Below are 24,444 nucleotides of genomic sequence, written 5' to 3'. Positions count from 1 at the left end.
CAACGCACCGCAGCGACGCCCCCCACCGTCCTCTCCCGCCGATCGAGCGTCGGCTAACCGGCCATGGACGGGGCGTAGGGCGACAGGGCCGGAGCGAGCTGTACCCCGGGTGCCAGGCCGAGGGCGACCAGGGCGTCGGGCAGGCCGTGGCCGACGCGGGCCGCTTCCATGGTTCCCGGAGCGGCCAGTTGGCGGCAGCTGGCGCCGATGATGTCGAAGAGGTGCTGTACCCGGCCCGGTCCGCGGGGCAGCAACTGACCGTGGAAGTCCTCGTGGTGGGCCAGGACGAGGGCGGCGAGGCCGGCGACATGCGCCGATGCCGCGCCGGTGCCGTCGAGGGCCGTGTATCCGCCCTGTGCGGCGCAGGACAGGACCGCCACTCCGGGGGCGGCCGCGTCGACGCCGGAGCCATAGCAGCTGAACGGCGCGGCGAACAGTCCCTCCGGAGTCAACTGCGGTCCGCAGTGGGTGGCCTGGGAGGTCTCCTGCGCGAACGAACCGTAGGCCCCGAGTGCGCCGACCGTGAACACGGTGGGCAGTGAACCCGGGAAGGCGACCGGTCCGCCGGTGTCGCCCGCCGGGGCGACGCAGGCGACGCCGGCCGCACTGGCGTCGGCGAGTTTGCGGGAGACCAGCGCCGAGGGGTACGGGGTCGCGACCGCGATGTGAGCGATGTCGACCTCGCGCTCGATGCAGTGGTCCAGGGCGGCGATCAGGTCGCTGAAGTGCCCGTCCGGCATGACCTGGCAGACCTCGATCTCGGCGTCGACGGCGATGCCGATGATGCCCCGACCGGTGTCCGCTCCGGCGATGACGCCCGCCGCGTGGGTTCCGGTGCCCATCGTGTCGTGGGTCCAGCCCTTGTCCGTGCCGTGCACGAGGTCGGCGCCCGAGTGCACCCGTTGCGACAGATCGGGGTGCTCGGCGCTGACGCCGGAGCCGATGAGGCCGATCCTGACACCGAAGGCGCGGAACGTGGGCGGCAACCGGTCCAGCCCCATCGCCTGCTGGCCCCAGCCGTATTGCTGACGCTTCTCCAGCTCCGGGTACATCTTGGCCAGCGGGGTGAGGGTGACGAGATTCTCCTGGCTCGCCGACAGGTCGGGGCGGTGGATCCAGCGGTCCGCGTAGCCGCCTGCGGGGCGGACGTACAGGGCCTGGACGGACTCCGCGGTCTCCGTCGCCAGGGTGAGGTTGACCGTTCCGTCGGCCCCGGTGATGCCCTGGCTCGGCCAGGCCGCGCCGATCAGGAACACTCCCGCACCGGCCAACGGTTCGTCGTCCGGGCCGCAGACGCGCAAGGAGATCTCCAGGGGCTGCTCCAGCGGCGCGACCAGTCCCGGATCGAGCAGCGGCGGCATCCCCGCGGTCGGCGCGGCGGGTACGGCCGCGGACAGCGGCAGATCCGGCTCGATGTGCACGTGCAGCGACCGCATCGCCGGAACCTGGGCCTCCGCAGCCTCGACGACTGCGATCTCCGGACAGGAGGGGTAGAGGCCGGCGCCCTGCAGCTTCTCCGACGGCCGGAGCCTGCGGACCACCGTGACCTCGGGCAACCGGTCGAGCCGGTCGCACACCGCGTCCATACCGAGTTCGTCCACCCCGGGCGGGAGCATGCTCTGCGGCAGCGGCGTCACCATGTACCGCGCCCGGCGCGGCTGCACCGCGACGGGTGCGGGCGCGCCCTTCCCGCGCGGTTCGGTTTCCCTGCTCTTGGGGCCCTCAGGGCCCGGCCTCCCGACTCCCGCACCCTCGGACCCGCTCTCGCGGTTGTTTGCCGGCCTTTCCTTGACCATCACTCCACCTTCACCACGCCTACGTCGTCCATGTGCTCCTGATCCGGTGACGGGCGGCTCGCGCTTCCACGGGGATGCGGTGTGCCCGGGAATCGCTCCTGGGCACACCGCATCGCGCGCCGCCGTGTGTCAGCCGATGCCGAAGGGCTGACCCATCTGGCCGTAGCCGAAGCCGGACTGCTGGTACTGCGGGAACTGCTGGCCGTACGGCTGCTGGCCGAAGCCCGCGCCCCACGGCTGCTGACCCTGCTGGCTCTGCTGACCGTGCTGGCTCTGCTGACCCTGCTGGCTCTGCTGGAGCAGCGCCACGATCGCGGTCGGCAGCGCCTGCTGCACGGACTGCTCCACCGCGCTGCGGATGCCCTCGCGCAGCGTGTGGTGCAGTGCGACGGACAGGTAGGGGTGCGCCTGGTGGGCCAGGCCCTGCTGCTGGAGCTGCTGCTGGACCTGCTGGAGCTGCTGCAGCGTCTGCTGCATGCGCTGTGCGATCTGCACGCTCGCCTGCTGGCAGGCCTGCTGGATGGTCTGCTGGACGATCTGCGCGATCGGCTGCTGGGCAGTGCCGATCTGCTGGCCGAACTGCTGCTGGGGCTGGGCAGCGGTCATCACCGACATGAATGCTCCATTCGATGTGCCTGGGGGGATTCCGACATAGGTTTCCTATGTGGCATGTCGGAAGATTCCGACGCCCTGACGCTAAGTTGCCGTCACGCGGACCGCAATCGGAAGGGTGCCCCCCGGGGGGCACCGCCGTGCTCGGCGGGCATGAGCACGGCGGACACGGCAGCGCGGCTGCCGTGGGAGTCGTACCCCCACGCCAGCCGCGTCCGTCGCACGACGAGCCCGGTCAGCGCGCCGCCGTCACCGGTGCGGGCTTCTCGGAAGCAGCGGGCGTCACCGCCGGCTTCTTCGCCGCGGCCTCCGCCGCCGTCCGCTTGGCGACCTTGCGCAGGTACAGGTTGTTGAGGACCAGCGCCAGCGCCGTCAGGGAGGCGCCGGCCACCTGCATGCCCGCCGGGATCACACCGGTCAGCGCGGAGATGATGAACGCCGTGATCGGGACGACGTCCATGAAGAGGACGCCGTTGAGCGGGCCGAGGTACTTGTTGCCGAAGTTCCAGCCGAGCACGCCCACGAAGCCGGCGATGATGCTCATGTAGGCCAGCTCGGGCAGGATCGAGGTGACCGCGTGGGCGGTCGGGACCGGGACGCCGCCCGTGGCCAGGATGACCGCCGTGATGACGGAGGCGCTGGCCAGGCCGAGGACCGTGGTGATCGCGGTGTACTTGATCGGCGACCAGGTCGGGAAGTAGGTCGCACCGGAGGTGTAGATCACCCAGCACAGCGCGGCGAACAGCAGCAGCGCGTCGGGGCCGAAGTCGGACGGGTGGGCGAGGAGGGAGCTGAGGCTGCCGTCCGAGACCACCAGGATGACGCCGACGAAGGACATCGCGATGAAGGCCAGCGCGCCCTTCGGCGGAACGACCTTGCGCAGCACCCAGTTCACCAGGAAGCCCATCATGGGCATGGTCGCCATCATGATCGAGGCGTTCAGGGCGCCCCGCTCACCGATGAGGTCCTGACCGAAGAACACCAGGAACTGGAAGCCGGCGAAGCCGGCCGTGCCGAACAGCCAGGCCAGGCCGATCCGTTCGCCCTTCAGCCTGAATCCGGCCGCACCCTCGCGCAGCCTGAGGAACACCAGGAACATCGCGCCGGCGATCGCGTACCGCAGGCAGGTGAAGGTGAACGGGTCGATGTGCTTCAGGGTCACGTCCATGAGGGGGAACATCGCTCCCCAGGACACGGTGGCCAGGAGGCACAGCAACACACCTCGGCCGTAGTTCTTCTGATCGTTCATGACTCTTCCTGTCGAATGGGGGGCGGCAAGGACACTGGTGGTCGGGTCGGGTCAGGCGGGGACGAGGTCGTTGCGGCGGGCCGTGGCCTCGGTGCGGACCAGGGGCAGCACCGTCTCCAGCAGGCGGGCCGCCCGCACCTTGCCCGTCGGGCTGTACGGGATCGCCTCCACCGGGATCACGTACGCGGGCAGGCACGGCACCCGGCGGGAGCAGGCGGCGGCGACCGCGCGCCGGCCGCTCTCCAGCCGCTCCGGGGAGACCGGGGCGAACGGCACGATCAGCACTTCCTCGCCCGTGTCCTGCAGCTTCGTGCGCAGTACGGAGGTCTCGCGGACGCAGGGCAGGTCCATCAGGTCGTTCTCGAGGCCGAAGATGTTGACGTCGAGCGGCTTGCCCTCGACCGCCTTGGAGACGCCGTCGTTGCGGCCGGTGAGTTCGAGCCGGCCGGCCTCGTCGATGAAGCCGCTGTCGCCGGTGAGCAGGAAGCGCTGGGTGCGGCCGCCGTAGTCGAGGTCGAGGAACTCCGGCTCGGCGGTGGCGTAGGCGTCCATCAGCTGGTAGCTGGCGATCGCGACCCGGCCGCGCATGCCCTTGGGCACCGGGCGGTTCTCCGGGTCCAGTACGGCGATGGTGTTGCCCGGCATCGGGCGGCCGGAGCGGCAGGGTGCCACATGCAGCTCCTCGGGGCCGATCATGACGTTCACGCCGGTCTCGGTGGTGCCGTAGTAGAGGTGCAGGACCGGACCGAGGCGGTCCCAGGTGTTGTTGACGACCCAGCGGTTCAGGTGCCGCCCGCCGGAGAGCACGAAGTGCAGCCGGGAGGTCTTGTGCAGGTGCTCGGAGGCCGGGTGGGCGACCACCCGCTTGAGGACCGGCGGGACCATCAGGGTGGTGGAGACGCCCTCGTCCTGGATCAGGCGGATCAGGGCCGCCGTGTCGTCGTACGGGCCGAGGACGATCGTGCCGCCCAGGGACAGGAAGATGCGTGCCCAGCCGGGACCCGACGCGTGGTACAGCGGGACCGTCACCAGGTGGACGTCGTCCTCGTCGAAGGAGTACTGGTCCACCAGGTCGGCGAAGCGGCGCGCCTCGAAGGAGGCCCGGCGGATCACCAGCTTGGGGATACCGCTGGTGCCGGAGGTGAAGGAGAACGCCTCGAACGGCTGCTCCACCGGCCGCGGTTCGCCCGGCTCCGACAGCAGCAGGTCGGTGAAGGCGATGCCCGGCGCGTTCTTCGGCGGGTCGCTGTCCAGCCTGATGTCGAGGACGTCCCGGCCCTCGGGCCAGCCGACCTCGGTGAGCACCGCGCGCTGGTCGGAGGTGCTGATGACGACGGTCGGCTGCAGCTGCTCCAGCGCGCCGGCGGTGGCCTCGGGCCCGGCGGTGTAGTCGAGTCCGACGCACGGGATGCCGAGCGAGGAGACCGCCGCCATGGCGACGACCAGCTCCCAGCGGTTCTCGGCGACGAACACCGCGCGGGCGGGCCGTATGTCGGGCAGCCGCTCCTCGATCGCGGTCGCCACGCGGGCCACCTTGTCGGCGAGATTGGCCCAGGTCAGCCGGACCTCGCCGTCGATCACGGCGACGTGTCCGGGGCGGCGCTCGGCGTGCTTGCGGATGTCCGAGAGCTTGATCATTTGAGTCACTTCCTTCCGGCGGAAACGGCAGGGACAGCGGGAACGGCTGAGACGGCGGGGACCGCGGGGCCCGAGGGGACGCCGTAGGCGGCGGTGGAGGCGCCCGGCTGGTGCAGCGTGTAGATCTCGCAGCCGCTGGAGCGCAGCGCGTCGATCTCGCCGAGGGTCCGGTCGCACAGGCGCTCACCCGGCACGGTGATCGGGATGCCCGGCGGGTAGGCGATGATGAAGTGGTCCGAGGTGCCCTGGGTCAGGGCCGCGGACGCGGTGCGGTAGGTGCGCTGGATGGTGCGCAGCGCGTCCAACAGCCGTAGCAGGGTTGCTTCGTCGACCCCGATGTGGACGTGGAAGAGCACGGCGTCGCCGCTCTCCCGGGCCACGTACAGGGCGTACTCGTCGAACAGGATCCGGCGGAAGTCGGCCGCGGTGATGCCGAGCGCGCTGATGTCCACCAGCACGCGGGTCGGGTCGTCGCTCACCAGCAGCGCCGGGTCGGTCAGATGGCCCTCCGGGCCGAGCGCGCGGTACGCCGACAGGCGCGGGTCGGTGCCGAGTTCGGTGCGCAGGGTCCGGGCCAGGTTCAGGGACCGCTCCAGCAGCTGCTCGCCCTCGGTCTCGGCCTGCAGCCGGGCCAGGTCCAGGCTCGCCAGCACCGGCCAGCTGGGCGAGGTGGTGTGGTGCTGGAAGAGCGCCTGTGCGGTGCGCTCCTGGGCCTCGCCGTCGCCGATCAGATGCAGGTACGAGCCCTGCCGCAGCGCCGACATCGACTTGTGCGCCGAGTGCGTCACGGCCACGCTCAGGGGCAGCGGGCGCTCGGTGCGGCGCAGGGTCTCCACCGCGTGCAGCGCGCTCAGCGGCCGCAGTCGGGGGTGGAAGCGGTGCACCGCGCCCCAGGCCTCGTCGACCAGAACCGACACCGTGGGGTGGGCCGCGGCCAGTTCGGCCAGCACCGTGGGCAGGTCGTAGCGGACCCCGTCGTACGACACCGCCGACAGCACGACCGTGTCGTACGGCCGGCCCTCCGCCACCGCCGTACGGAACGTCTCCAGCAGCCGGGGCAGGTCGCCGAAGGTGCGGGGGCATTCGGCGCAGCACTTCTGCATGGGCGCGTACGTGACGTCCACGCCGAGCGCGCCGAGGGCGAAGTGCACCGACTGGTGGCAGCTGCGGTCGGCCAGCACCCGGCTGCCGGGGCGGGCCAGCGCGGTCAGGGCGACCCGGTTGGCGGTGCTGGTGCCGGTCGACAGGAAGAACGTCGCGTCGGCGCCGAAGCTGTCGGCGGCCAGCCGCTGGGCCTCGCGGAGCGGGCCGCGGGGGCGGAAGAACGAGTCGAGCATCGTGCCGCTGTACGACACGTCGGCGGCGAGCTGGGCCGCGCCGAAGAGGGCCTCGTAGGACTCCCGGACCCGGGAGTCCCGGATCGACCGGCCGTGCGAGAGCGGAAGGGCGTGGAAGGAGGCGATGTCCCGGCGGGCCACCGCGAGCACGGCATCGGCCAGCGGCGTCCTGCTCGCCCCGTGACGCCCGGGGAGCGCCGCCTGCGGGCCCTCCCCGGCGGCGGGAGTGGAGCTGGTGGGTTCGGTCATGCCTCCATAGAACAAAACCTTCGCGAAGGTATCAAATATTATCGGGAACGCTGATGGAACGGGGCGGGAGTACGCCGCAGGGCCCGGGGCCGACCGTCGCCCCGGGCCCTGCAGGTCTGTCCCCGTCTACGCGTTGTCCTGCGGAAACACCGTCGTCGCGTACGCCGTCGCCGCCGGGCCCGGCTGCAGGGTGGGGTGGGCCGCCACCGCGTGGATGTCGCGCCAGGCGCGCTGCAGGGGGCTCGACCGGGTCAGGGCGCGGGCGCCCGCCGTGCGGAACAGGTGCTCCACCGCGTCGGTCAGCAGGTCGGCGGCGCGGGAGGCGTCGCGCTGGTTGCGGGCCGCGGTCTCCGGCTCGAACGCCGCCGGAGGCGTGAGCGCCGCCCGGTCCGCGCGCTGCGCCGCCGACTCCAGGAGTAAGGCGGCCGCGTCGATGTCGCCCGAGCAGCGCGCGAGGGTCCGCTGGATGCCGGGGTCGGCCGCGACGCCGCGCTCCTCGGTCAGCGCGGTCCAGGCGTCCAGCGCGCCCCGGGCGGCGCCGAGCGCGGGCGCGCAGAACAGCAGCGCGGCGACCAGGGGGTAGGGCACCCGGTGGCAGGGCGCCGCGTCCGGCTCGCGCACGCCCGTCATCAGGGCGTCCCGCAGGCAGGAGCGGTGTTCGGGTACGAACACGTCCTCGACGCCGACCGAGTGGCTGCCGGTGCCGCGCAGGCCGACGCTGTCCCAGGTGCGGTGCACGCGCACGTCCCGGCGGGGGAGCAGCAGGATGCGGTAGGCGGGCGGGCCGGCCGGTTGCTCGTCCAGCGTGGCGAGCAGGATCCAGTCGGCGTGTTCGACGCCGCTCGCGAACGCCCAGCGCCCGGTCAGGCGCCAGCCGCCGGGGGCGCGGGTGAGCCGGCCGGCGGGCGGGACCACCGCCGCCGCTATCGCCGTGTCGGGCGAGCCGGCCCACAGTTCCGCCTGCGCCTCCTCGGGCAGATGGGCCGCAAGCCGGGCGTGCCCGGCCAGCAGTGCGCAGCACCACGCGGTGGAGGCGCAGGCCTCGCCGACGGCGGCCACGGCGTTCACCAACTCCGTGAAGCCGCCCGCCCGTCCGCCCCAGCGGCGCGGCACGAAGTGACGGGCGAAGCCGGCCGCCGGCAGCGCGCCGACCACGTCCGGGTGCAGGCTCGCGGCCTCCTCCGCGGCTCGGGTGTGCCGGGCCGCCAGGGCGGTGACGGCGGTCGGGGAGAGGGGCGGGGCGGGCAGGGCTGTGGTCATTGGGTGCCTTTCGTGAAGAAATGTTGACGGGTAGAAAAAGATTCGATCGAGAAGGTATTTTCTTTGGTGGTTGCACCAGGTCGACAGACGGGGACGGACGAGGTGAAGCAGGACAGGGCGCGGCGCACACACGAGGTACTCCTCGATTCGGCGGCGGCCGAGTTCGTTCTCCACGGCTTCGCGGGCACCAACCTGTCCGACGTGGCCGCCCGCTCCCGCGTCACCAAGGGCGCGCTCTACGGCCACTTCGCCTCGAAGGCGGAGCTGGCCGAGGAGCTGACCCGGGGGTTCGAGGAGGAGTGGGCCAAGTTCCTCGCCTCGGCCGGGAGTTCACTGCGTTCGCTGCGCGAGCTGACCGTGGGGCTGGCGCGCAGGATGGACGAGGACGTGCGGTTCCCTGCGGGGCTTCGGCTGACTATGGATGCGGCTCGGGCGTCTCGGCGGGAGCCGGTGCCTCTTGGTGAACTTCGGGTGAAATTGGTGGAGTTGGTGCGAGATGCGCAGAGGGAGGGGCAGATCGATGCGGGGCATCGGCCTGAGGTGTTGGCCCGGGTTGTGGTGGCCCTGTTGATGGGGGCGCACTCGACTCGCTGGACCGCGGAGGGTGAGAGTGGCGAGGAGGTGGGTGAGCTCTGGGATGTTGTGTTGTCGGCCTTTGATGCGGATGCCTAAGAGCTCAGGGCCGTGAGGTGCGTTCGCGGGTGCGGGTGCGCTGTGGCTTGTCGCGCCCCGCGGCGGAGCCGCTGATCGGCACAGCCCCGCGCCCCTGGGAAGTTGCAGCGCGGGGACTGGCGAAAGTGCCGTTTCTCAGGCCGCCTTGACCAGCAAGCCGTTCATCGCCGGCCCCGGTAGGCGTTGCCAGTTGTGCTGGATCGCCTGGATGGTCAGGGTCGGGTCGCTGCCCACGATCACCGGGTGGCCCACGCTGGTCAGGAGGGGCAGGTCGGTGGCGTCGTCCGCGTAGGCGTGACAGTCGGACGGGTCGAGGGCGAAGGCCGTCATGATGCGATGGGCCCATTCCGCCTTGGCCCGGCCGATCATCGGGCGGTCGATGAGGTCGCCGGTCAGGATGCCGTCGGTGACCTCGGGGGTCGTACAGACGAGGAGGTCGGCTCCCACCGCCTGGCCGATGGGGGCCAGGCAGGCGGCGAACGAGCCGGAGAGCAGGATGGTGAGGTCGCCGGCCCGGTGGTGCTGCCGTAAGGCCTCGCGGACCGGCGGGTGGAAGAGTCCGCGGGCGCTCTCGCGGGCGAACCAGAGGCGGCCGCTCTCCTCCAGGTCCGACTCGCGGCTGCCGCGCAGCAGGCGGTAGAAGGCGCGGTTGACCTGTTCCCGGGGTACGCCCGAGCGGAGTTGGTGGCCGAGTGCGGCCCGTGCCGCGGTCAGCCGGGAGGGGGAGCGGCCCTCGCGGCCCCAGTGGAAGCCGAGGAAGCCCAGCATGCTCTTGCAGGTGATGAGTGTCTCGTCGACGTCGAAGAACGCGGCTCTGACGGGGTCGGTCGTCATGAGGTCGGAAACCCTTTGCGGATGGTGTGGGGACGGAGCGCGGTGCGGCGGACCGGTGTCACCGGCCGGAGTGCAGCTCCGTGTGGGCGGCCTCGACCAGGTCCAGGATCCGGTCGGCGTACGGGCACAGCCGGGCGCCCGCCGAGGTGAGTTCGACGGCGCGGTTGCCGCGGCGCACGAACAACGGTGTGCCGACGGCCTCTTCGAGACCTTTGATCTGGGCCGTGATGGTCGGCTGCGAGTAGTGCAGATTGCGGGCCGCGCGGGTGAAGCTCAGCTCGCGGGCGACTTCCCGGAAGGTGCGCAGACGCTGGAGGTCCATGGTCAGTCCCGGACGAAGAGGGCGTCGGCCTCGGCGAGCGTGCGCTCGCCCTGTACGGCGGTCAGCCGCAGCAGTCCGTCGGGGCCGGTGGCCGAGCGGATCACGATGGGCTGGAACAGCTCGCCGAAGGACCGGAACCTGGCCTCGAGCGCGGTGAGGACGCAGTTGCTGGCCGCGGTCAGATGACCCGCCTGGCGGAACGCCTCCAGCAGCATCATGCCGGGCACATGGTCCGAGGGGTGCTCGAAGTAGCCCGGGTGCCGGAGGTCGACGTGCAGCAGCCAGGTCGAGGAGTCGTCGTCGGCCGCGGTGCGCAGCAGCACGTTGGCGTCCTGGCGGCCGGCGATGACCGGTGCCCGGGAGGGCGTGGCCGTGGCCGTGGCCGTGATGCTGCCAGTGAGGTCACGGCCGCGGTGCCTGAGCACCTCGTAGCGACGCGCGTCGACCACGACGACGGCGACCGTGCTGTACGCGCACGGCTGCCCGTCGACCTCGATGGTGATGTCGAGCCGGGCGTCGAAACGGCCCGAGCCCGGGCTGCAGGCCGGAGTGACGGAGACGTCCAGGACGGCGCCGAGCGGGGTTCCCCCCATCCGCAGGGCGGCGTGGTCGTCGATGTGCAGGTCGAGGGACTTGAAGACGAAGTGATGGCCGAGCGGAACGTCGTAGAAGCGGTGGAGCAGGAAGATCCCCGCCTGACGAACCGTTTCCGCAAGCAGCATGAAGTCGCAGCGGCCGGACTCGTCGGGGTGGTAGAGCGCGTGGTGGCGAGGCCACTGCGCACCCACCAGGAAGCGGTCGCCGGCGACCGCGGCCGCGTCGGTGAGGAAGACCTCGGTGACGGAGGCGCGGTGCACCAACTGGCGCGGAACAGTGCGATCGAACGTGAGACGGGCCCGGGCGTGCTCCACCGGAGACGCGGACCGCAGCGTGCTGACAGACATGCCTGTTTCCCCCCAAGGCTGTTTGCGTTACGCGCAGATGAGGGGTGCCCGTTCGCTACCTGGCGGCCCCCCGCCCAAGAAATATACCTTCGGGAATGTATATTGCAATGGAGATCCTCGGGAAGGTGGAGTGCATGCCAAGCAGCAGGGCGGAGCCGAAGCAGGAACGGGCACGGCGGACCAGGGCCCACATCCTCGAGATGGCGGCCGAACTCTTCGCCGAGCGCGGCTACGCCACGGTGACGCTGCAGGACGTCGCCGAACGAGCGTCGATGACCAAGGGAGCGGTGTACTTCCACTACAAGAACAAGGAAGACCTCGCCGTCGCCGTGGTGCAGGAGCACTACGCCCGCTGGCCGGTGATCCTGGAGGCGGTCTCGTCCCGTGAACTGCCGCCGTTCGAGGCGCTCGTGGCGGTCCTGGACCGGGTCACCGAGGCCTTCCGCGACGACGTCGTGGTGCAGGCCGGTGCCCGGCTGCAGATCGAGCGGTCGCTGATCGACGCCGATCTGCCCGAGCCGTACGTCGGCTGGGAGGACTTCCTCACCGGCCTGGTCGAGGAGGTCGAGAAGGCCGGCGAGCTGCGCGCCGGTGTCACCCCGCGCTCGGCCGCCCGGGTGCTCGTCTCCGCGTTCTTCGGCATGCAGCACGTCTCGGACGTGCTCAGCCGGCGCTCCGATCTCGCCGAGCGGTACGCCGAGTTGCGGACGGTCGTGCTGGAGGGGCTGCGGGGTTGAGGCGGGGCGGACCCGACGCGGTCCGTCGGGGGCCTGCTGCGGTCGCCGCCTGTAAGGGCATGACATGTCTGCCCTGAGCCGGGTCCGGCGCTCTCGCCGGTCTTCGGGCAGGCGGCCGAGTTCTACCAGGACGCGACCCGCGACCGCGATCCGTGAAACACCCCGGATCGTCAACTGATCTTCGTGGCAAGGTGGGTCCGTGGACGCACTCAAGCCTCAGGACCCGCCGCACATAGGCACGCACACACTGCTCGCCCGGCTCGGGGCGGGTGGGATGGGACAGGTCTATCTCGGGCGGTCGCCCGGCGGCCGGCTCGTCGCCATCAAGGTGATCCGGGACGAGATCATCGATCACCCTGAGGCTCTGGGGCGGTTCCGGCGCGAGGTGGAGACCGCGCGGACGGTCCGGAGTGCCTATACGGCCAACCTCATTGACGCCTCGTTGGACAGCGCCCCCCACTGGCTGGCCACCGAGTACGTTGCCGGGCCGACCCTCGCCAGGGCCGTGGCGGAACGCGGCCCGCTGCCGACGGAGACCTGCCGAGGGCTGTTCGCGGCGCTCGCCGAGGGCCTCGCCGCCGTCCACGCACACGGCGTCACCCACCGGGACCTCAAGCCCCAGAACGTCATCCTCGCCGCCCAGGGCCCGCAGCTCATCGACTTCGGCATCGCACGCGGCGTGGGTCAGACCGCCCTCACCGATGCCGGGTTCGCGTCCGGCACGCCGGGCTTCACCGCCCCGGAGGTGCTGACGCGCAACGAGGTCGGACCGCCGGCCGATGTGTTCGCCCTCGGCGCCACCCTCGCCTACGCGGCGACCGGCCGGGCACCGTTCGGCTCGGGCGACCCGAACGGGGTCAGCTACCGTGCCGTCCACGAGCCCGTCGACCTGGCCGGCGTCGCACCGGAGCTGGCGGCCCTGATCGAGGCGTGCGTGGCCAAGGACGCCGCCGCCCGGCCGGGGCTCGCCGAGGTGATCGCGCGGTGCGGGGTGCGCACCGCACTGGTGGAGGACTCGGTCTACGCCGGGCTCGCCGCGCTGGGCGAGGCCGCACCGCAGACCCCGCCGACGCCGGTACGGCAATCGGTGGCGCCGTCGACGGCTCCGCCGGTGGGGCCGCACGACCTGCCGACGGTGGGGTCGGCGCCGTACGGCCCGCCCGGTTACACGCCCACCCGGCTGGCCCGGCCGAGCCGGCGCTCGGGCAAGCGGTGGATGGTGGCCGTGGCAGTGGGGCTCGTGGTGGGCGTCGGGACGGCCGCCACCGTGGTGCTCACCCATCAGGGCGAAGGGAAGGACACCGCGCGGGGGCGGGCTTCCGCGAGCGCGCAGGCCACGGGGTCCAGCCCGAAGGCCACGGCGTCCAAGGCGGAGGACGGCAAGGGCGGCGCGCCCGCCTACGCCGGTGACGACATCGACCGCACCTTCTGGCAGTCGTCGACGGGACAGTGTCAGCTGCCGGCCGAGGAGCGGGCACCCGAGGGCTTCCAGGGCTCTGAGTCCGACCCCGACGACCCGAGCAAGGGCGGGGAGCACCCGGTCTTCGACCACAAGGTGCAGATCGGGATCCGGAGCAGCGGCTACTCCGTGACACCCGGGAAATCCGGAGCCGATGCGCCGTACTACGTGACCGTCAGCGTGAAGCCGCCGCACAGTATCGACCCGACCACCGGAAAGCCCGTCACCGGTGCGCTTCAGCAGAACGTGACGTTGGGGTACACCAGCAAGCCCGTCGACCTCTACGGCGGCGACAAGTCCGCCTGGAAGTACCTCACCTACCCGGACGACTTCCGTTCCTGGTCACCGAACGGGAAGAAGACGTGGCCCGCGATCCCGCTCACCAACGATCCCGGTGACTGGACCGTCCAGTGGCACCACATCCGCACGCCCCACGACTACAGCAGCATCATGTGCCTGGGCTTCGCTGTGAAATGACGCCACATCGCGCGGAAAGTGCCATGAACCGCCCCGGCATGGGGGAAAGTTGAACCGTGCGGAAGGTATGGGTGATCGGTGGGGCGGCCGTCGGGCTCGGGATGGGCTTCGTCATGCTGCTCGTCGTCGGCGTGTACATCGTCGCCGGGAACCTCGTCAACAGCGTCACCACGGGCGGCCGCGGGCTCGCCAAGGGAGCCGTGCCGGCCGCCTACAAGCAGCTCGTGCAGCAGTGGGGGAACCTCTGCCCCGCGCTCAGCCCGGCCCTGCTCGCCGCCCAGCTGTACCAGGAGAGCGGCTGGAACCCGACGATCGTCAGCCCCGCCGACGCGCGCGGCATCGCCCAGTTCATCCCGAGCACCTGGGCGACGCACGGCATCGACGGCAACGGCGACGGCAAGCGCGACATCTGGGACCCGAACGACGCGATCCCGTCGGCCGCGTCGTACGACTGCGAACTCGCCAAGTACGTCAAGGACGTTCCCGGCAACGTCTCCGACAACATGCTCGCCGCCTACAACGCGGGTGCCTACCGGGTCATCAAGGCGCGCGGCGTCCCGGCCATCAGCGAGACCCAGAACTACGTCCAGCGGATCCGCAGCCTGGAGAAGAGCTTCGCCGCGCCGGTCCGGCGGATCGACCCCACCCGGCAGGCCGCGGGAGCCATCGCCTTCGCCCAGAGCAAGCTCGGCACGCCCTACCTGTGGGGCGGCGACGGCACCGCCGACCAGGGGGGACGCTTCGACTGCTCGGGTCTGACCAAGGCCGCGTACGAGAAGGTCGGCATCACCCTGCCCCGGGTCGCCAACGACCAGTACAACGCGGGCCCGCACCCCTCGCGCGACCAGCTGCTCCCCGGTGACCTCGTCTTCTTCTCCGACAATCTCACCGACTCGCGGGCCATCCGGCACGTGGGGATCTATGTGGGCGGCGGGTACATGATCGACGCGCCGCGGTCGGGCGCCGTGATCCGGTTCGATCCGGTCGACACCCCCGACTACTTCGGTGCCACGCGGGTCACCGAAGATGGCGCAAAAGCGCTCCCGACCGCGGTGTGAACCGAGCGTGAACCAACCCCCTGAGCTGCGGTGATGAGTCTCTCTTCGATAACGTCTGAGTGATCATTCGGTGGAGAGTGGAACGTATCAATGGGGGCTGTGCGTTCCTGTTGACGTAGCCGAGCGGACGTCAGCGGCAGTGCAGCGGAAGCGGATCTACGAACCACGGGGGGCTGGAGCGACGCACACGAGGTGCGTCCGGGAAAACGACGAAGGGGCCGCAGCACGATGGCTGTACTCGCCGAATCCGGATCGAACCCCGACGTCGACCTGCTCTACGACATCAATGGCCTGGCCAAGGACGCGCCGCACTGGTTCGACCGGGTCATGGAGTTCGTGGGTGAGTACGGACTGCTTCTGGCCATGGTGCTGCTCGTGCTGTGGTGCTGGTGGTCGGTGCGCCGCCGGGCCGAGGAGGACGCCGCGTCCTCCGTCGCCGCGCTGGTGTGGGCGCCGCTCGCGGCCGGTATCGCGGTGCTGGTGAACGTACCGATCCGCGGCTTCGTCGAACGCCCCCGCCCCTTCGTCGATCACCAGGGCCTGGACGTCCTCGTCTCCGGCAAGACCGACTTCTCCTTCGTCAGCGACCACGCGACGATCACCATGGCCCTCGGCGTCGGCCTCTTCGTCGCCAACCGCCGCTTCGGCCTCGCGGGCATCGGCCTGGCCCTGCTGGAGGGGTTCTGCCGGGTGTACATGGGCGTGCACTACCCGACCGACGTGGTCGGCGGCTTCGCCCTGGGCACGGCGGTCGTGCTGCTCCTCTCCCCGCTGGCCACGGCCCTGCTGACCCCGCTGATGAAGGCGGTCGAGCGGTCGCCGCGGGCGGGGTGGATCGTCAGGAGCCGGTCGGCGAGCGGGGCTCGGGGAGAAGCGCTGGTGCCCGGCGCGCGCAGGCCGGTGGAATCCGAGGAGAAGGACCTGGCCGCGTAGCCCGGTACGACTGCCGCGGCTACGTGGGTGCACTGTGCGGGTGCGGCGACCGCAAACCGCAGGGGCGCGGGGCTGTATCGATATGCGGCTCCGCCGCGCGTGCGCGACCAGCCCCCCGGCCCGCAGGTCCCCGCTATCCCTGACAACCCCTGTTACAACCCCTGCGCGTAGGAGAAGAACCTCTCCGGGTCGTACTGCTTCTTCACCTTGCCGAGGCGGGTCGCCGCGTCGCCGTAGTACGCCTTGCGCCAGTTCGTCAGCGTCGGGTCGGTGTAGTTCTGGTACGCCGCGCCGGAGGCGTACGGCTTCATCGCGTCGTGGGCCGAGGTGAGCCACGCCTGGGCCGAGCTGCCGGAGGCACCCGCGCCCCAGGAGGCTATGTACTGGGCCAGCATGCGGGAGCGGCGGTGGACGAAGGCCGTCGCCGTGGGGCTGACCCGGTTGACCGCGCCGCCGAGGGCCGTGAAGGCGATGCTGCCCCCGCCGCCCCGGACGGAACCGATCTGCCTGAGCAGGGTCTGGATGCCCGCCGAGGACAGCGAGCGGTCGAAGAAGTCGGAGCGGGCCGCGTAGGTCTCCCGGCCCAGGCGGCCCTGGGGCGAGCGGCCGGGGGTGGAGCCCGGGAGGTGGCACTGGGCGTCCGTGGAGAAGGAGGAGCAGCCGGCGTAGATCTCCATCGCCTCCTCGTAGCCGCGGCGGCGCAGGGAGACGCTCCGGGCGTTCGCCCCCGCCTGGTGCGCGAGGCGGTCCACCGCGTTCTGGAGTTCGCCATAGGTGCCGAGGGAGAAGCAGGCCACGGAGATCGTCGGCGTGCCGCCCGGGGTGTTCGACAGGTGGAGGGAGGACCAGATCTCGTCCGGCTGGCTCGGCCCCCACTCCTGCCAGGCCTTGATCACCGCGGCCGCCTTGGACCACGACCACGTCATGTACGCGGTCACCGCCTGCGGTGCCGCGTGGGTCTTGAACTGCAGCTCGGTGACGACACCGAAATTGCCGTTGCCCGCGCCGCGCAGCGCCCAGAAGAGGTCGGAGTGGGAGGTGGCGTTCGCGGTGACCTGGGTGCCGTCCGCCGTGATCACCGTCGCCTGGGTGAGGCTGTCGCAGGTCAGGCCGTAGGCGCGGGAGGCGACGCCGTGGCCGCCGCCGAGGACCAGGCCGGAGACGCCGACCGTGGGGCAGGAGCCCGCGGGTATGGTCACGCCCTTCGCGCCCAGCGCGCGGTAGACGTCGATCAGCTTGGAGCCGGCGCCGACCACCGCAGTGCCGCCGCTCACCCGGATGCGGTTCAGCTTGGACACGTCGAGGATCAGCCGGCTGTCGCCCGAGGAGTAGCCGGCGTAGGAGTGGCCGCCGTTGCGTATCGAGACGCGTATCCCGTGGGACTGGGCGTACGACAGGGTCGTACGGATGTCGTCGGCGTGGGCGACATAGGCGACCGCGGCCGGCTTCAGGCCGTCGAAGCGGGTGTTGTACAGCTGGTGGGCCGTCTTCCAGGTCGCGTCCCCGGGGCGCATCAGAGGTCCGTCCAGGTCGCGGGCGAGGGCCGCCCAGTTCGCTGCGGCCGCCTGGCTGGTGGTCTTCAGCGCCGTGCCCGAAGATGACTGTGTGTGCGCCGAGGATTCGGCGGAGGTGCCCGAGCCAGTACTGCACCCGGCCAGCGCGGTCGCCGCCAGGGCGGCTGCGCCGCCCGAGATGAACGTACGCCGTTCCATGTGTTCGTCGCCTTTCCTCGGCTCTCCTGGAACGAGACGACGCCATGCGCACAGGGGTTCCAGCCGACAGCGGAACGAGTCTCGAATACCCGTCCGGTCAACCCCGCTGTCGGAACCTACGCGTGCCCTCCCCGTAAGCATTCCGTGACCTCACCGCACCGACGGCAGGGGTTCACCCGCCGTTCACTTCCGGCCATCGGCGGCTTCATCTCATCTGCCTAATTTCGGCCCTACCCGGTGCGAGGGCGGTTCAGGAATGCGCTCGCGCACGTAGTACTTCGCACGCCGCCGACTGCCTGCGGCGGCTCCTGGAAGGAACTCCCGAAAGTGATGCTTCAGCGCAAGAACCGGCTGCGCGCCCTGTCTCTCGGTGCTCTCGCCGTCTCCGGCGCCCTGGCCCTGACGGCGTGCGGCTCCGACGACAACGGCAACAACACGGGCTCGGGCAAGCCGGCCTCCTCGGCCAGCGCGGGCTCCATCAAGTGCGACAACGCCAAGGGCCAGCTGCTCGCCGACGGCTCCTCCGCGCAGAAGAACGCGATCGACGCCTGGGTCAAGAACTTCTCGCAGGCCTGTGGCGTGCAGATCAACTACAAGGGTGGCGGCTCCGGTGCCGGTGTCACCGCGTTCACCCAGGGCCAGGTGGCCTTCGCCGGTTCCGACTCGGCGCTGAAGCCCGAAGAGGTCACCGCTTCCAAGAAGATCTGCTCCGGCGGCCAGGGCATCGACCTGCCGATGGTCGGCGGCCCGATCGCCCTCGGCTACAACGTCCCGGGTGTCGACAACCTGGTCCTGGACGCCCCGACGCTCGCCAAGATCTTCGACAGCAAGATCACGAACTGGAACGACAAGGCGATCGCCAAGCTCAACCCGGGCGTCAAGCTGCCCAACCTCAAGATCCAGGCGTTCCACCGCTCGGACGAGTCCGGCACCACGGACAACTTCACCAAGTACCTGATCGCCACCACCCCGGACAACTGGAAGTACTCCGGCGGCAAGGCCTGGCAGGCGAAGGGCGGCCAGTCCGCTCCGCAGTCCGCGGGTGTGGCCCAGCAGGTCAAGCAGACCTCCGGCGCCATCGGCTACTTCGAGCTGTCCTACGTCAAGGACGGCATCAAGGCCGTCTCCATCAACACCGGTGCCAGCAAGCCGGTCGCCCCCAGCACCGAGAGCGCCACCGCCGACATCGCCGCCGCGAAGGTCGTCGGCACCGGCAAGGACCTCACGCTCCAGCTGGACTACAAGACCAAGGCCGAGGGCGCCTACCCGATCACCCTGGTCACCTACGAGATCGTCTGTGACAAGGGCAACAAGGCGGACACCCTGCCCGCCACCAAGGCGTTCCTGCGCTACATCGCCAGCGAGGACGGCCAGAAGATCCTCTCCACGATCGACTACGCCCCCGTCCCCGACGAGATCATCGCCAAGGTCCGCACCACCATCGAGGGCCTGAGCTGACCTGATCCGAGAGTGTGGCCCGGTTCTCACCGATCCGGGCCACACCGTCCGGTGCACCGCCGCCCGGAGCCGCACCCCCGTAACGTTGGGGGAGCGGGTCCATGGAGCCGCCCACCGCGTGGCTCCGCAGACCGGAGAACCCGATGGACATATCGACGCAGACAACAGACGCATCTCCCCCCGCCCCCCAGCCGAAAGCGGCCCAGCACAAGAGTGAGTCCCGCTCCGCGACCCGCGCCGGTGACCGCATCTTCCTCGGCCTGTCGCGCGGCTCGGGCATCCTGCTGCTGGCGATCATGGCCGCGATCGCGGTCTTCCTCGCCTACCGTGCCTCCCTCGCGATCAGCAAGGACCACGGCAACTTCCTGACCACCTTCGAGTGGAACACCAGCCTCATCCCGCCGTCCTTCGGCATCGCGGTGCTGGCCTTCGGCACGATCGTCTCCTCGGTCATCGCCATGGCCCTCGCGGTCCCGGTCGCGGTTTCCATCGCGCTGTTCATCACGCACTACGCGCCGCGCCGGATGGCCGGCCCCGTCGCGTACGTGATCGACCTGCTCGCCGCCGTGCCCTCCATCGTGTACGGCCTGTGGGGCGCGCTGATCCTCGTACCGCACATGAACGGCCTCTACGGCTGGCTCAACGACTTCTTCGGCTGGACCGGACTCTTCTCCTGGGACCAGGGCGCCCCGCGCTCGATGCTCACGGTCGGCATCCTGCTCGCGATCATGATCCTGCCGATCATCACCAACGTGAGCCGTGAGGTCTTCCGCCAGGTCCCGAGGATGCACGAGGAGGCGGCCCTGGCCCTCGGCGCCACGCGCTGGGAGGTCATCCGCATGGCCGTGCTGCCCTTCGGCCGCTCCGGCGTGATCTCCGCGTCCATGCTCGGCCTCGGCCGCGCGCTCGGCGAGACGATGGCCGTGGCCACCGTGCTCTCCCCGTCCTTCGACATCCAGGCCAGCCTGCTCAACCCGGGCGGCGGCACCTTCGCCCAGAACATCGCCAGCAAGTTCAGCGAGGCGAACGAGTTCGGCCGGGACGCGCTCATCGCGTCCGGTCTCGTCCTGTTCGTCATCACCCTGCTGGTCAACGGCGCGGCCCGGCTGATCATCGCCCGTCGCGCGGAGTACTCGGGGGCCAACGCATGAGCACCGCAGCCGTCACCGACAAGCGCCCCAGCACCCTGCGCGCCGCCAACCTGCCCAAGTGGTCCCCGTGGGCGATCGCCGCGGGCTCCGTCGCCCTGGGCATCGGCATCTCGCTGGCCGCCGGTCTCGACAGCAAGATCCAGTGGGGTCTGATCGCCGCGGTCCTGTTCGTCCTCGGCACGTACGTGATCGCCGCGAGCGTCGAGGGCCGCCGACAGGCCAAGGACCGCATCGCGACCAGCCTGGTCTGGGTCGCCTTCGTGGTCGCCGTGGTGCCGCTGGTCTCCCTGATCTGGGTGACCGTCGCGCGCGGTGTGAAGGTCCTGAACGTCTACTTCCTGACCCACTCGATGGGCGTCGTCGCCGACACCGAGCCCGGCGGCGGCATCTACCACGCCATCATCGGCAGCCTGGAGCAGGTCGGCCTCGCCACCCTGATCGGCGCCCCGATCGGCGTGATGACCGCGATCTACCTCGTGGAGTACGGGCGAGGCAGGCTCGCCAAGGCGGTCACCTTCTTCGTCGACGTCATGACGGGTATCCCGTCGATCGTCGCGGGTCTGTTCATCCTCAGCCTGATGCTCATCTTCAAGATGCAGCCGTTCGGCTTCGCCGGTTCGCTGGCCCTGGCCATCCTGATGATGCCGGTCGTCGTCCGGTCCACCGAGGAGATGCTCAAGCTCGTTCCGAACGAGCTGCGCGAGGCGTCCCTGGCGCTCGGCGTGCCGAAGTGGCGCACCATCCTGAAGGTGGTCCTGCCGACCTCCATCGGCGGCATCACCACCGGCATCATGCTGGCGGTCGCCCGTATCGCCGGTGAGACCGCGCCGGTGCTGCTGCTGGTGTTCGGCAACCCGTTCATCAACAACAACCCCTTCGAGGGTGCGCAGGCTTCGCTGCCGCTGTACATCTACCAGCAGTTCGCGAACAGCGCGGGTTCCGGAGCGGCGTACGACAGGGCCTGGGCGGCATCGCTCACGCTGATCGCCTTCGTGATGATCCTCAACCTGGTGGCCCGGGCGATCGCCCGCTGGAAGGCCCCGAAGACCGGTCGCTGACTGCGGCCATACAGCGACCGAGCTTGAATTTTCTGGAAGTGAAGTAGACATGGCCAAGCGAATCGACGTAAGCGGACTCACCGCCTACTACGGCTCCCACAAGGCGATCGAAGACATCTCGATGACCGTCGAGCCCCGCTCGGTGACGGCGTTCATCGGCCCCTCCGGCTGTGGCAAGTCGACGTTCCTGCGCACGCTGAACCGTATGCACGAGGTCACGCCCGGTGGCCGCGTCGAGGGCAAGGTGCTGCTCGACGACGAGGACCTGTACGGCGCCGGCGTCGACCCGGTGTCGGTGCGCCGCGAGGTCGGCATGGTCTTCCAGCGTCCGAACCCGTTCCCGACGATGTCGATCTTCGAGAACGTGGCGGCGGGGCTGCGGCTGAACGGCAGCTACAAGAAGTCCGAGCTGAACGAGATCGTCGAGAAGTCCCTCAAGGGTGCGAACCTCTGGAACGAGGTGAAGGACCGCCTGAGCAAGCCGGGCTCCGGTCTGTCCGGCGGTCAGCAGCAGCGGCTCTGCATCGCCCGTGCGATCGCGGTCGAGCCGAAGGTGCTGCTCATGGACGAGCCGTGCTCGGCGCTGGACCCGATCTCGACGCTCGCGATCGAGGACCTGATCGGTGAGCTGAAGGAACGGTTCACGATCGTCATCGTGACGCACAACATGCAGCAGGCTGCGCGTGTGTCCGACCGTACGGCGTTCTTCAACCTCGCCGCCGTCGGTCAGCCGGGCCGGCTGATCGAGATCGACGACACCGAGCGGATCTTCTCGAACCCCTCGGTCCAGGCCACGGAGGACTACATCTCGGGCCGCTTCGGCTGAGCCTCCCCAGACCCTCGCGGTGCTGCATGGCGGTGCCACCGCGAGGATGCAAGAGGGCCCGCCCCCGGCTCCCGGGGGCGGGCCCACTGCGTTCGGCTTCGGCCGCCTGGTCGGGGGCTCCGCCCCCAACCCCGCCGGGGCTTCGCCCCTGGCCCCCGGTTTCCCACCCACCCACCCGTCTCGGTCGGCTGACAGGCCAGGAGAGGGGGGGTGGGTGTTTCGGTTGGCTGTGGGGCTGGGCGAGGGGGGTGTCTCGGGTGGTTGTGGGCTGGGCGAGGCGGGGTGTCCCGGGTGGTGGTGGGGCTGGGCCGGCCCTGGCGGGGCGAGGGGGGGTCTCGGTCGGCTGACAGGCCGGGAGAGGGGGGGTGGGTGTCTCGGGTGGTTGTGCGGCTGGGTGAGGGGGAGTGGCGTGTGGGGGGGGCCGGGAAAGCGGACACCCACCCCCTCTGTCCGGCTTTTCAGCGGACCGAGACGGGTGGGTGTGGTGGGCGGGTCCGTCGGTTACAGGATCGTCAGGTTCAGGAGGCCGAAGGACAGGGCCGCCACCAGGGCCGCTGCCGGCATCGTGATGAACCAGCCCATGACGATGTTCTTGGCCACGCCCCAGCGGACGGCGTTCACCCGCTTTGTCGCGCCGACGCCCATGATCGCGGACGTGATCACGTGGGTGGTCGAGATCGGCGCCTTGAAGAGGAACGCGGTGGTGAACATGATCGACGCGCCGGTGGTCTCCGCCGCGAAGCCCTGCGGCGGGTCGAGCTCGATGATCTTGCGGCCCAGCGTGCGCATGATCCGCCAGCCGCCCGCGTAGGTACCGAGGGACAGCATGACGGCGCAGACGATCTTCACCCAGACCGGGATCGGGTCGCCGTACGTCTCGTGGCCGGAAATCACCAGTGCCATCACCACGACACCCATCGTCTTCTGGGCGTCCTGGAGACCGTGACCGAGGGCCATGCCGGCCGCCGAGACGGTCTGGGCTATACGGAAGCCCCGCTTGGCCTTGTGCGGGTTGGACCTGCGGAACAGCCACAGGATCGCCGTCATGACCAGGTAGCCGACGAGCAGACCGACGATCGGCGACAGGAACATCGGGATGACGACCTTGTCCAGGACGCCGTTCCAGAGCACCTCCGTGCCGCCCGCCAGCGCCGCCCCCACCAGACCGCCGAAGAGGGCGTGGGAGGACGAGGAGGGCAGGCCGAAGTACCAGGTGACGAGGTTCCAGACGATCGCGCCGAGCAGGGCCGCGAAGAGGATTCCCATCCCGCGCGAGCCCTGGGGCGTCTCGATCAGGCCCTCGCTGACGGTCTTGGCGACCCCGGAGCCCAGGAAGGCACCCGCGAGGTTCATCACCGCAGCCATGGCGAGAGCCGCCCGCGGGGTCAGCGCCCGCGTCGACACCGACGTCGCGATCGCGTTCGCGGAGTCGTGGAAACCGTTCGTGTACGTGAAGAAGAGCGCGACCGCGATGGTCACGATCAGAGCGAGGGTGTCCATCGACGCCTCAGGACTCCTTGACGGCGATGGTCTCCACCGTGTTCGCCACGTGCTCGAACGCGTCCGCGGCCTCTTCCAGGACGTCCACGATCTGCTTGAGCTTGAGCACCTCGATCGCGTCGTACTTGCCGTTGAAGAGGTGGGCCAGCAGCTTGCGGTGGATCTGGTCCGCCTGGTTCTCCAGACGGTTCACCTCGATCCAGTACTCGGTGAGGTTGTCCATCGTGCGCAGGTTGGGCATCGCTTCGGCCGTCAGTTCGGCAGCGCGCGCCAGCACCTCGATCTGCTGCTCGACGCCCTTCGGCAGCTCTTCGACGTTGTAGAGGACGACCAGGTCGACGGCCTCCTCCATGAAGTCCATGATGTCGTCCAGGGACCCGGCGAGGGAGTAGATGTCCTCGCGGTCGAACGGCGTGATGAACGAGGAGTTCAGCTGGTGGAAGATCGCGTGCGTGGCGTCGTCACCTGCGTGTTCCGCGGCCCGCATACGCTCTGCGATCTCGGCCCGGGCAGACGCGTCCGCCCCGAGCAGTTCCATCAGGAGTTTCGAGCCGGTGACGATGTTGTCCGCGGATGCGGCGAACATGTCGTAGAAGCTCGTCTCCCTGGGGGTCAGACGAAAGCGCACGTGTGGTCCTCGGGGTGCTTCGGTTTCGGTCAGGCTGATGCTAGGCGCAACATCCGGCCACGGCTATCGGGTCGTCCCCCAGTGTCGCCCATCGGGCAAGGTGATCAGCACGGGGGCGTACCAAGGGCCCTTTACCCAGCAAAATTCGTTACCATATACCCACCAGGGGTATATTTCCTCAGTTCGTCCCGAGACGGAGGCCCGCGATGACGACGACCGAGGCCGGCGCCACGCACGGTTACCACAAGCAGAAGGACGAGCACCTCAAGCGGCTGCGCCGGATCGAGGGGCAGATCCGCGGTCTGCAGCGCATGGTCGACGAGGACACCTACTGCATCGACATACTCACCCAGGTCTCCGCCTCCACCAAGGCCCTGCAGTCCTTCGCCCTGCAGCTGCTGGAGGAACACCTGCGGCACTGTGTCGCGGACGCGGCCCTCAAGGGCGGCGACGAGATCGAGGCGAAGGTGGACGAGGCCACGAAGGCGATCGGCCGACTCCTGCGCACCTGATCCGAGCCGGCAGGGCGCGATC

General features: G+C 70.1%; 22 protein-coding genes. 10 read left to right on the top strand and 12 right to left on the bottom strand.

The window, feature by feature from the left end; genetic code table 11:
• Positions 1 to 53: 53 nt before the first annotated feature.
• From ACIF83_RS43840 to ACIF83_RS43815, 6 genes are all read right to left on the bottom strand, one after another.
• Complete coding sequence (locus ACIF83_RS43840; protein ID WP_398141405.1) at positions 54 to 1,640, bottom strand: S8 family serine peptidase; 1,587 nt, start codon at positions 1,638 to 1,640, stop codon at positions 54 to 56.
• A gap of 285 nt (positions 1,641 to 1,925) precedes the next feature.
• Entirely contained in the window at positions 1,926 to 2,411 is a 486-nt protein-coding gene (locus ACIF83_RS43835; RefSeq protein WP_399736004.1) for a hypothetical protein, read from the bottom strand.
• A 232-nt stretch (positions 2,412 to 2,643) separates the two neighbouring features.
• On the bottom strand, positions 2,644 to 3,657 hold the full coding sequence (locus ACIF83_RS43830; protein WP_393484588.1) for a DMT family transporter: 1,014 nt from the start codon (positions 3,655 to 3,657) through the stop codon (positions 2,644 to 2,646).
• Between the two features lie 51 nt (positions 3,658 to 3,708).
• A complete protein-coding gene (locus ACIF83_RS43825) occupies positions 3,709 to 5,295 on the bottom strand; it encodes a class I adenylate-forming enzyme family protein (protein ID WP_393484589.1) in 1,587 nt (528 codons plus the stop codon).
• 5 nt (positions 5,296 to 5,300) lie between these two features.
• Positions 5,301 to 6,881: an arginine decarboxylase gene (locus ACIF83_RS43820; RefSeq protein ID WP_398141403.1), complete on the bottom strand. Its 1,581-nt coding sequence runs from the start codon at positions 6,879 to 6,881 to the stop codon at positions 5,301 to 5,303.
• Positions 6,882 to 7,007: 126 nt separating this feature from the next.
• Entirely contained in the window at positions 7,008 to 8,141 is a 1,134-nt protein-coding gene (locus ACIF83_RS43815) for an acyl-CoA dehydrogenase family protein (protein ID WP_399736000.1), read from the bottom strand.
• Positions 8,142 to 8,243: 102 nt separating this feature from the next.
• Here ACIF83_RS43815 and ACIF83_RS43810 point away from each other — a divergent pair, with 102 nt between their 5' ends.
• Positions 8,244 to 8,813, top strand: a complete 570-nt coding sequence (locus ACIF83_RS43810; protein ID WP_393484592.1) for a TetR family transcriptional regulator — start codon at positions 8,244 to 8,246, stop codon at positions 8,811 to 8,813.
• 135 nt (positions 8,814 to 8,948) lie between these two features.
• Here the strand turns inward: ACIF83_RS43810 and ACIF83_RS43805 are convergent, their stop codons facing one another.
• From ACIF83_RS43805 to ACIF83_RS43795, 3 genes are read right to left on the bottom strand one after another with little or no spacing between them, the layout of a single operon-like run.
• On the bottom strand, positions 8,949 to 9,647 hold the full coding sequence (locus ACIF83_RS43805; protein WP_399735996.1) for an HAD family hydrolase: 699 nt from the start codon (positions 9,645 to 9,647) through the stop codon (positions 8,949 to 8,951).
• A gap of 58 nt (positions 9,648 to 9,705) precedes the next feature.
• The gene (locus ACIF83_RS43800) at positions 9,706 to 9,969 is read right to left on the bottom strand and encodes a LysR family transcriptional regulator (RefSeq protein ID WP_393484594.1); all 264 of its coding nucleotides are present in this window, start codon (positions 9,967 to 9,969) and stop codon (positions 9,706 to 9,708) included.
• Positions 9,970 to 9,971: 2 nt separating this feature from the next.
• Positions 9,972 to 10,913 (bottom strand): ScbA/BarX family gamma-butyrolactone biosynthesis protein, encoded by a 942-nt coding sequence (locus tag ACIF83_RS43795; protein ID WP_398141400.1) that lies wholly within the window; start codon positions 10,911 to 10,913, stop codon positions 9,972 to 9,974.
• Positions 10,914 to 11,047: 134 nt separating this feature from the next.
• Here ACIF83_RS43795 and ACIF83_RS43790 point away from each other — a divergent pair, with 134 nt between their 5' ends.
• From ACIF83_RS43790 to ACIF83_RS43775, 4 genes are all read left to right on the top strand, one after another.
• The gene (locus ACIF83_RS43790; RefSeq protein ID WP_393484596.1) at positions 11,048 to 11,650 is read left to right on the top strand and encodes a ScbR family autoregulator-binding transcription factor; all 603 of its coding nucleotides are present in this window, start codon (positions 11,048 to 11,050) and stop codon (positions 11,648 to 11,650) included.
• A gap of 199 nt (positions 11,651 to 11,849) precedes the next feature.
• On the top strand, positions 11,850 to 13,586 hold the full coding sequence (locus ACIF83_RS43785; protein WP_399735991.1) for a serine/threonine-protein kinase: 1,737 nt from the start codon (positions 11,850 to 11,852) through the stop codon (positions 13,584 to 13,586).
• 56 nt (positions 13,587 to 13,642) lie between these two features.
• Positions 13,643 to 14,644: an NlpC/P60 family protein gene (locus ACIF83_RS43780; RefSeq protein WP_393484598.1), complete on the top strand. Its 1,002-nt coding sequence runs from the start codon at positions 13,643 to 13,645 to the stop codon at positions 14,642 to 14,644.
• Between the two features lie 228 nt (positions 14,645 to 14,872).
• Positions 14,873 to 15,577, top strand: coding sequence for a phosphatase PAP2 family protein (locus ACIF83_RS43775; RefSeq protein WP_399735988.1), 705 nt, complete (start codon positions 14,873 to 14,875; stop codon positions 15,575 to 15,577).
• Positions 15,578 to 15,729: 152 nt separating this feature from the next.
• Here ACIF83_RS43775 and ACIF83_RS43770 read toward each other — a convergent pair whose 3' ends face one another.
• Complete coding sequence (locus ACIF83_RS43770) at positions 15,730 to 17,289, bottom strand: FAD-binding oxidoreductase (protein ID WP_399735985.1); 1,560 nt, start codon at positions 17,287 to 17,289, stop codon at positions 15,730 to 15,732.
• Between the two features lie 327 nt (positions 17,290 to 17,616).
• Between ACIF83_RS43770 and pstS the strand changes: the two genes are divergently transcribed.
• The 4 genes from pstS to pstB all read left to right on the top strand — a co-directional run bounded on the left by pstS (position 17,617) and on the right by pstB (position 21,782).
• The gene (gene pstS, locus ACIF83_RS43765) at positions 17,617 to 18,747 is read left to right on the top strand and encodes a phosphate ABC transporter substrate-binding protein PstS (RefSeq protein ID WP_393484601.1); all 1,131 of its coding nucleotides are present in this window, start codon (positions 17,617 to 17,619) and stop codon (positions 18,745 to 18,747) included.
• A 143-nt stretch (positions 18,748 to 18,890) separates the two neighbouring features.
• The gene (gene pstC / locus ACIF83_RS43760) at positions 18,891 to 19,898 is read left to right on the top strand and encodes a phosphate ABC transporter permease subunit PstC (RefSeq protein WP_393484645.1); all 1,008 of its coding nucleotides are present in this window, start codon (positions 18,891 to 18,893) and stop codon (positions 19,896 to 19,898) included.
• Complete coding sequence (gene pstA / locus ACIF83_RS43755) at positions 19,895 to 20,956, top strand: phosphate ABC transporter permease PstA (protein ID WP_393484602.1); 1,062 nt, start codon at positions 19,895 to 19,897, stop codon at positions 20,954 to 20,956. Before pstC ends, pstA begins: the two co-directional genes overlap by 4 nt.
• Positions 20,957 to 21,005: 49 nt before the next feature.
• Positions 21,006 to 21,782: a phosphate ABC transporter ATP-binding protein PstB gene (gene pstB, locus ACIF83_RS43750; protein ID WP_386573817.1), complete on the top strand. Its 777-nt coding sequence runs from the start codon at positions 21,006 to 21,008 to the stop codon at positions 21,780 to 21,782.
• Between the two features lie 501 nt (positions 21,783 to 22,283).
• Here pstB and ACIF83_RS43745 read toward each other — a convergent pair.
• Both ACIF83_RS43745 and ACIF83_RS43740 read right to left on the bottom strand, forming a co-directional pair.
• On the bottom strand, positions 22,284 to 23,282 hold the full coding sequence (locus tag ACIF83_RS43745) for an anion permease (protein ID WP_393484603.1): 999 nt from the start codon (positions 23,280 to 23,282) through the stop codon (positions 22,284 to 22,286).
• A gap of 7 nt (positions 23,283 to 23,289) precedes the next feature.
• On the bottom strand, positions 23,290 to 23,910 hold the full coding sequence (locus tag ACIF83_RS43740; RefSeq protein ID WP_094216994.1) for a DUF47 domain-containing protein: 621 nt from the start codon (positions 23,908 to 23,910) through the stop codon (positions 23,290 to 23,292).
• A gap of 206 nt (positions 23,911 to 24,116) precedes the next feature.
• Between ACIF83_RS43740 and ACIF83_RS43735 the strand changes: the two genes are divergently transcribed.
• Complete coding sequence (locus ACIF83_RS43735; protein WP_031173267.1) at positions 24,117 to 24,422, top strand: metal-sensitive transcriptional regulator; 306 nt, start codon at positions 24,117 to 24,119, stop codon at positions 24,420 to 24,422.
• Positions 24,423 to 24,444: the final 22 nt, after the last annotated feature.

This window comes from Streptomyces sp. NPDC085866 (genome assembly GCF_044541035.1).
In the GTDB taxonomy this organism is placed as follows: Bacteria; Actinomycetota; Actinomycetes; order Streptomycetales; family Streptomycetaceae; genus Streptomyces.
This window is presented reverse-complemented; position numbering and strand designations above follow the sequence as displayed.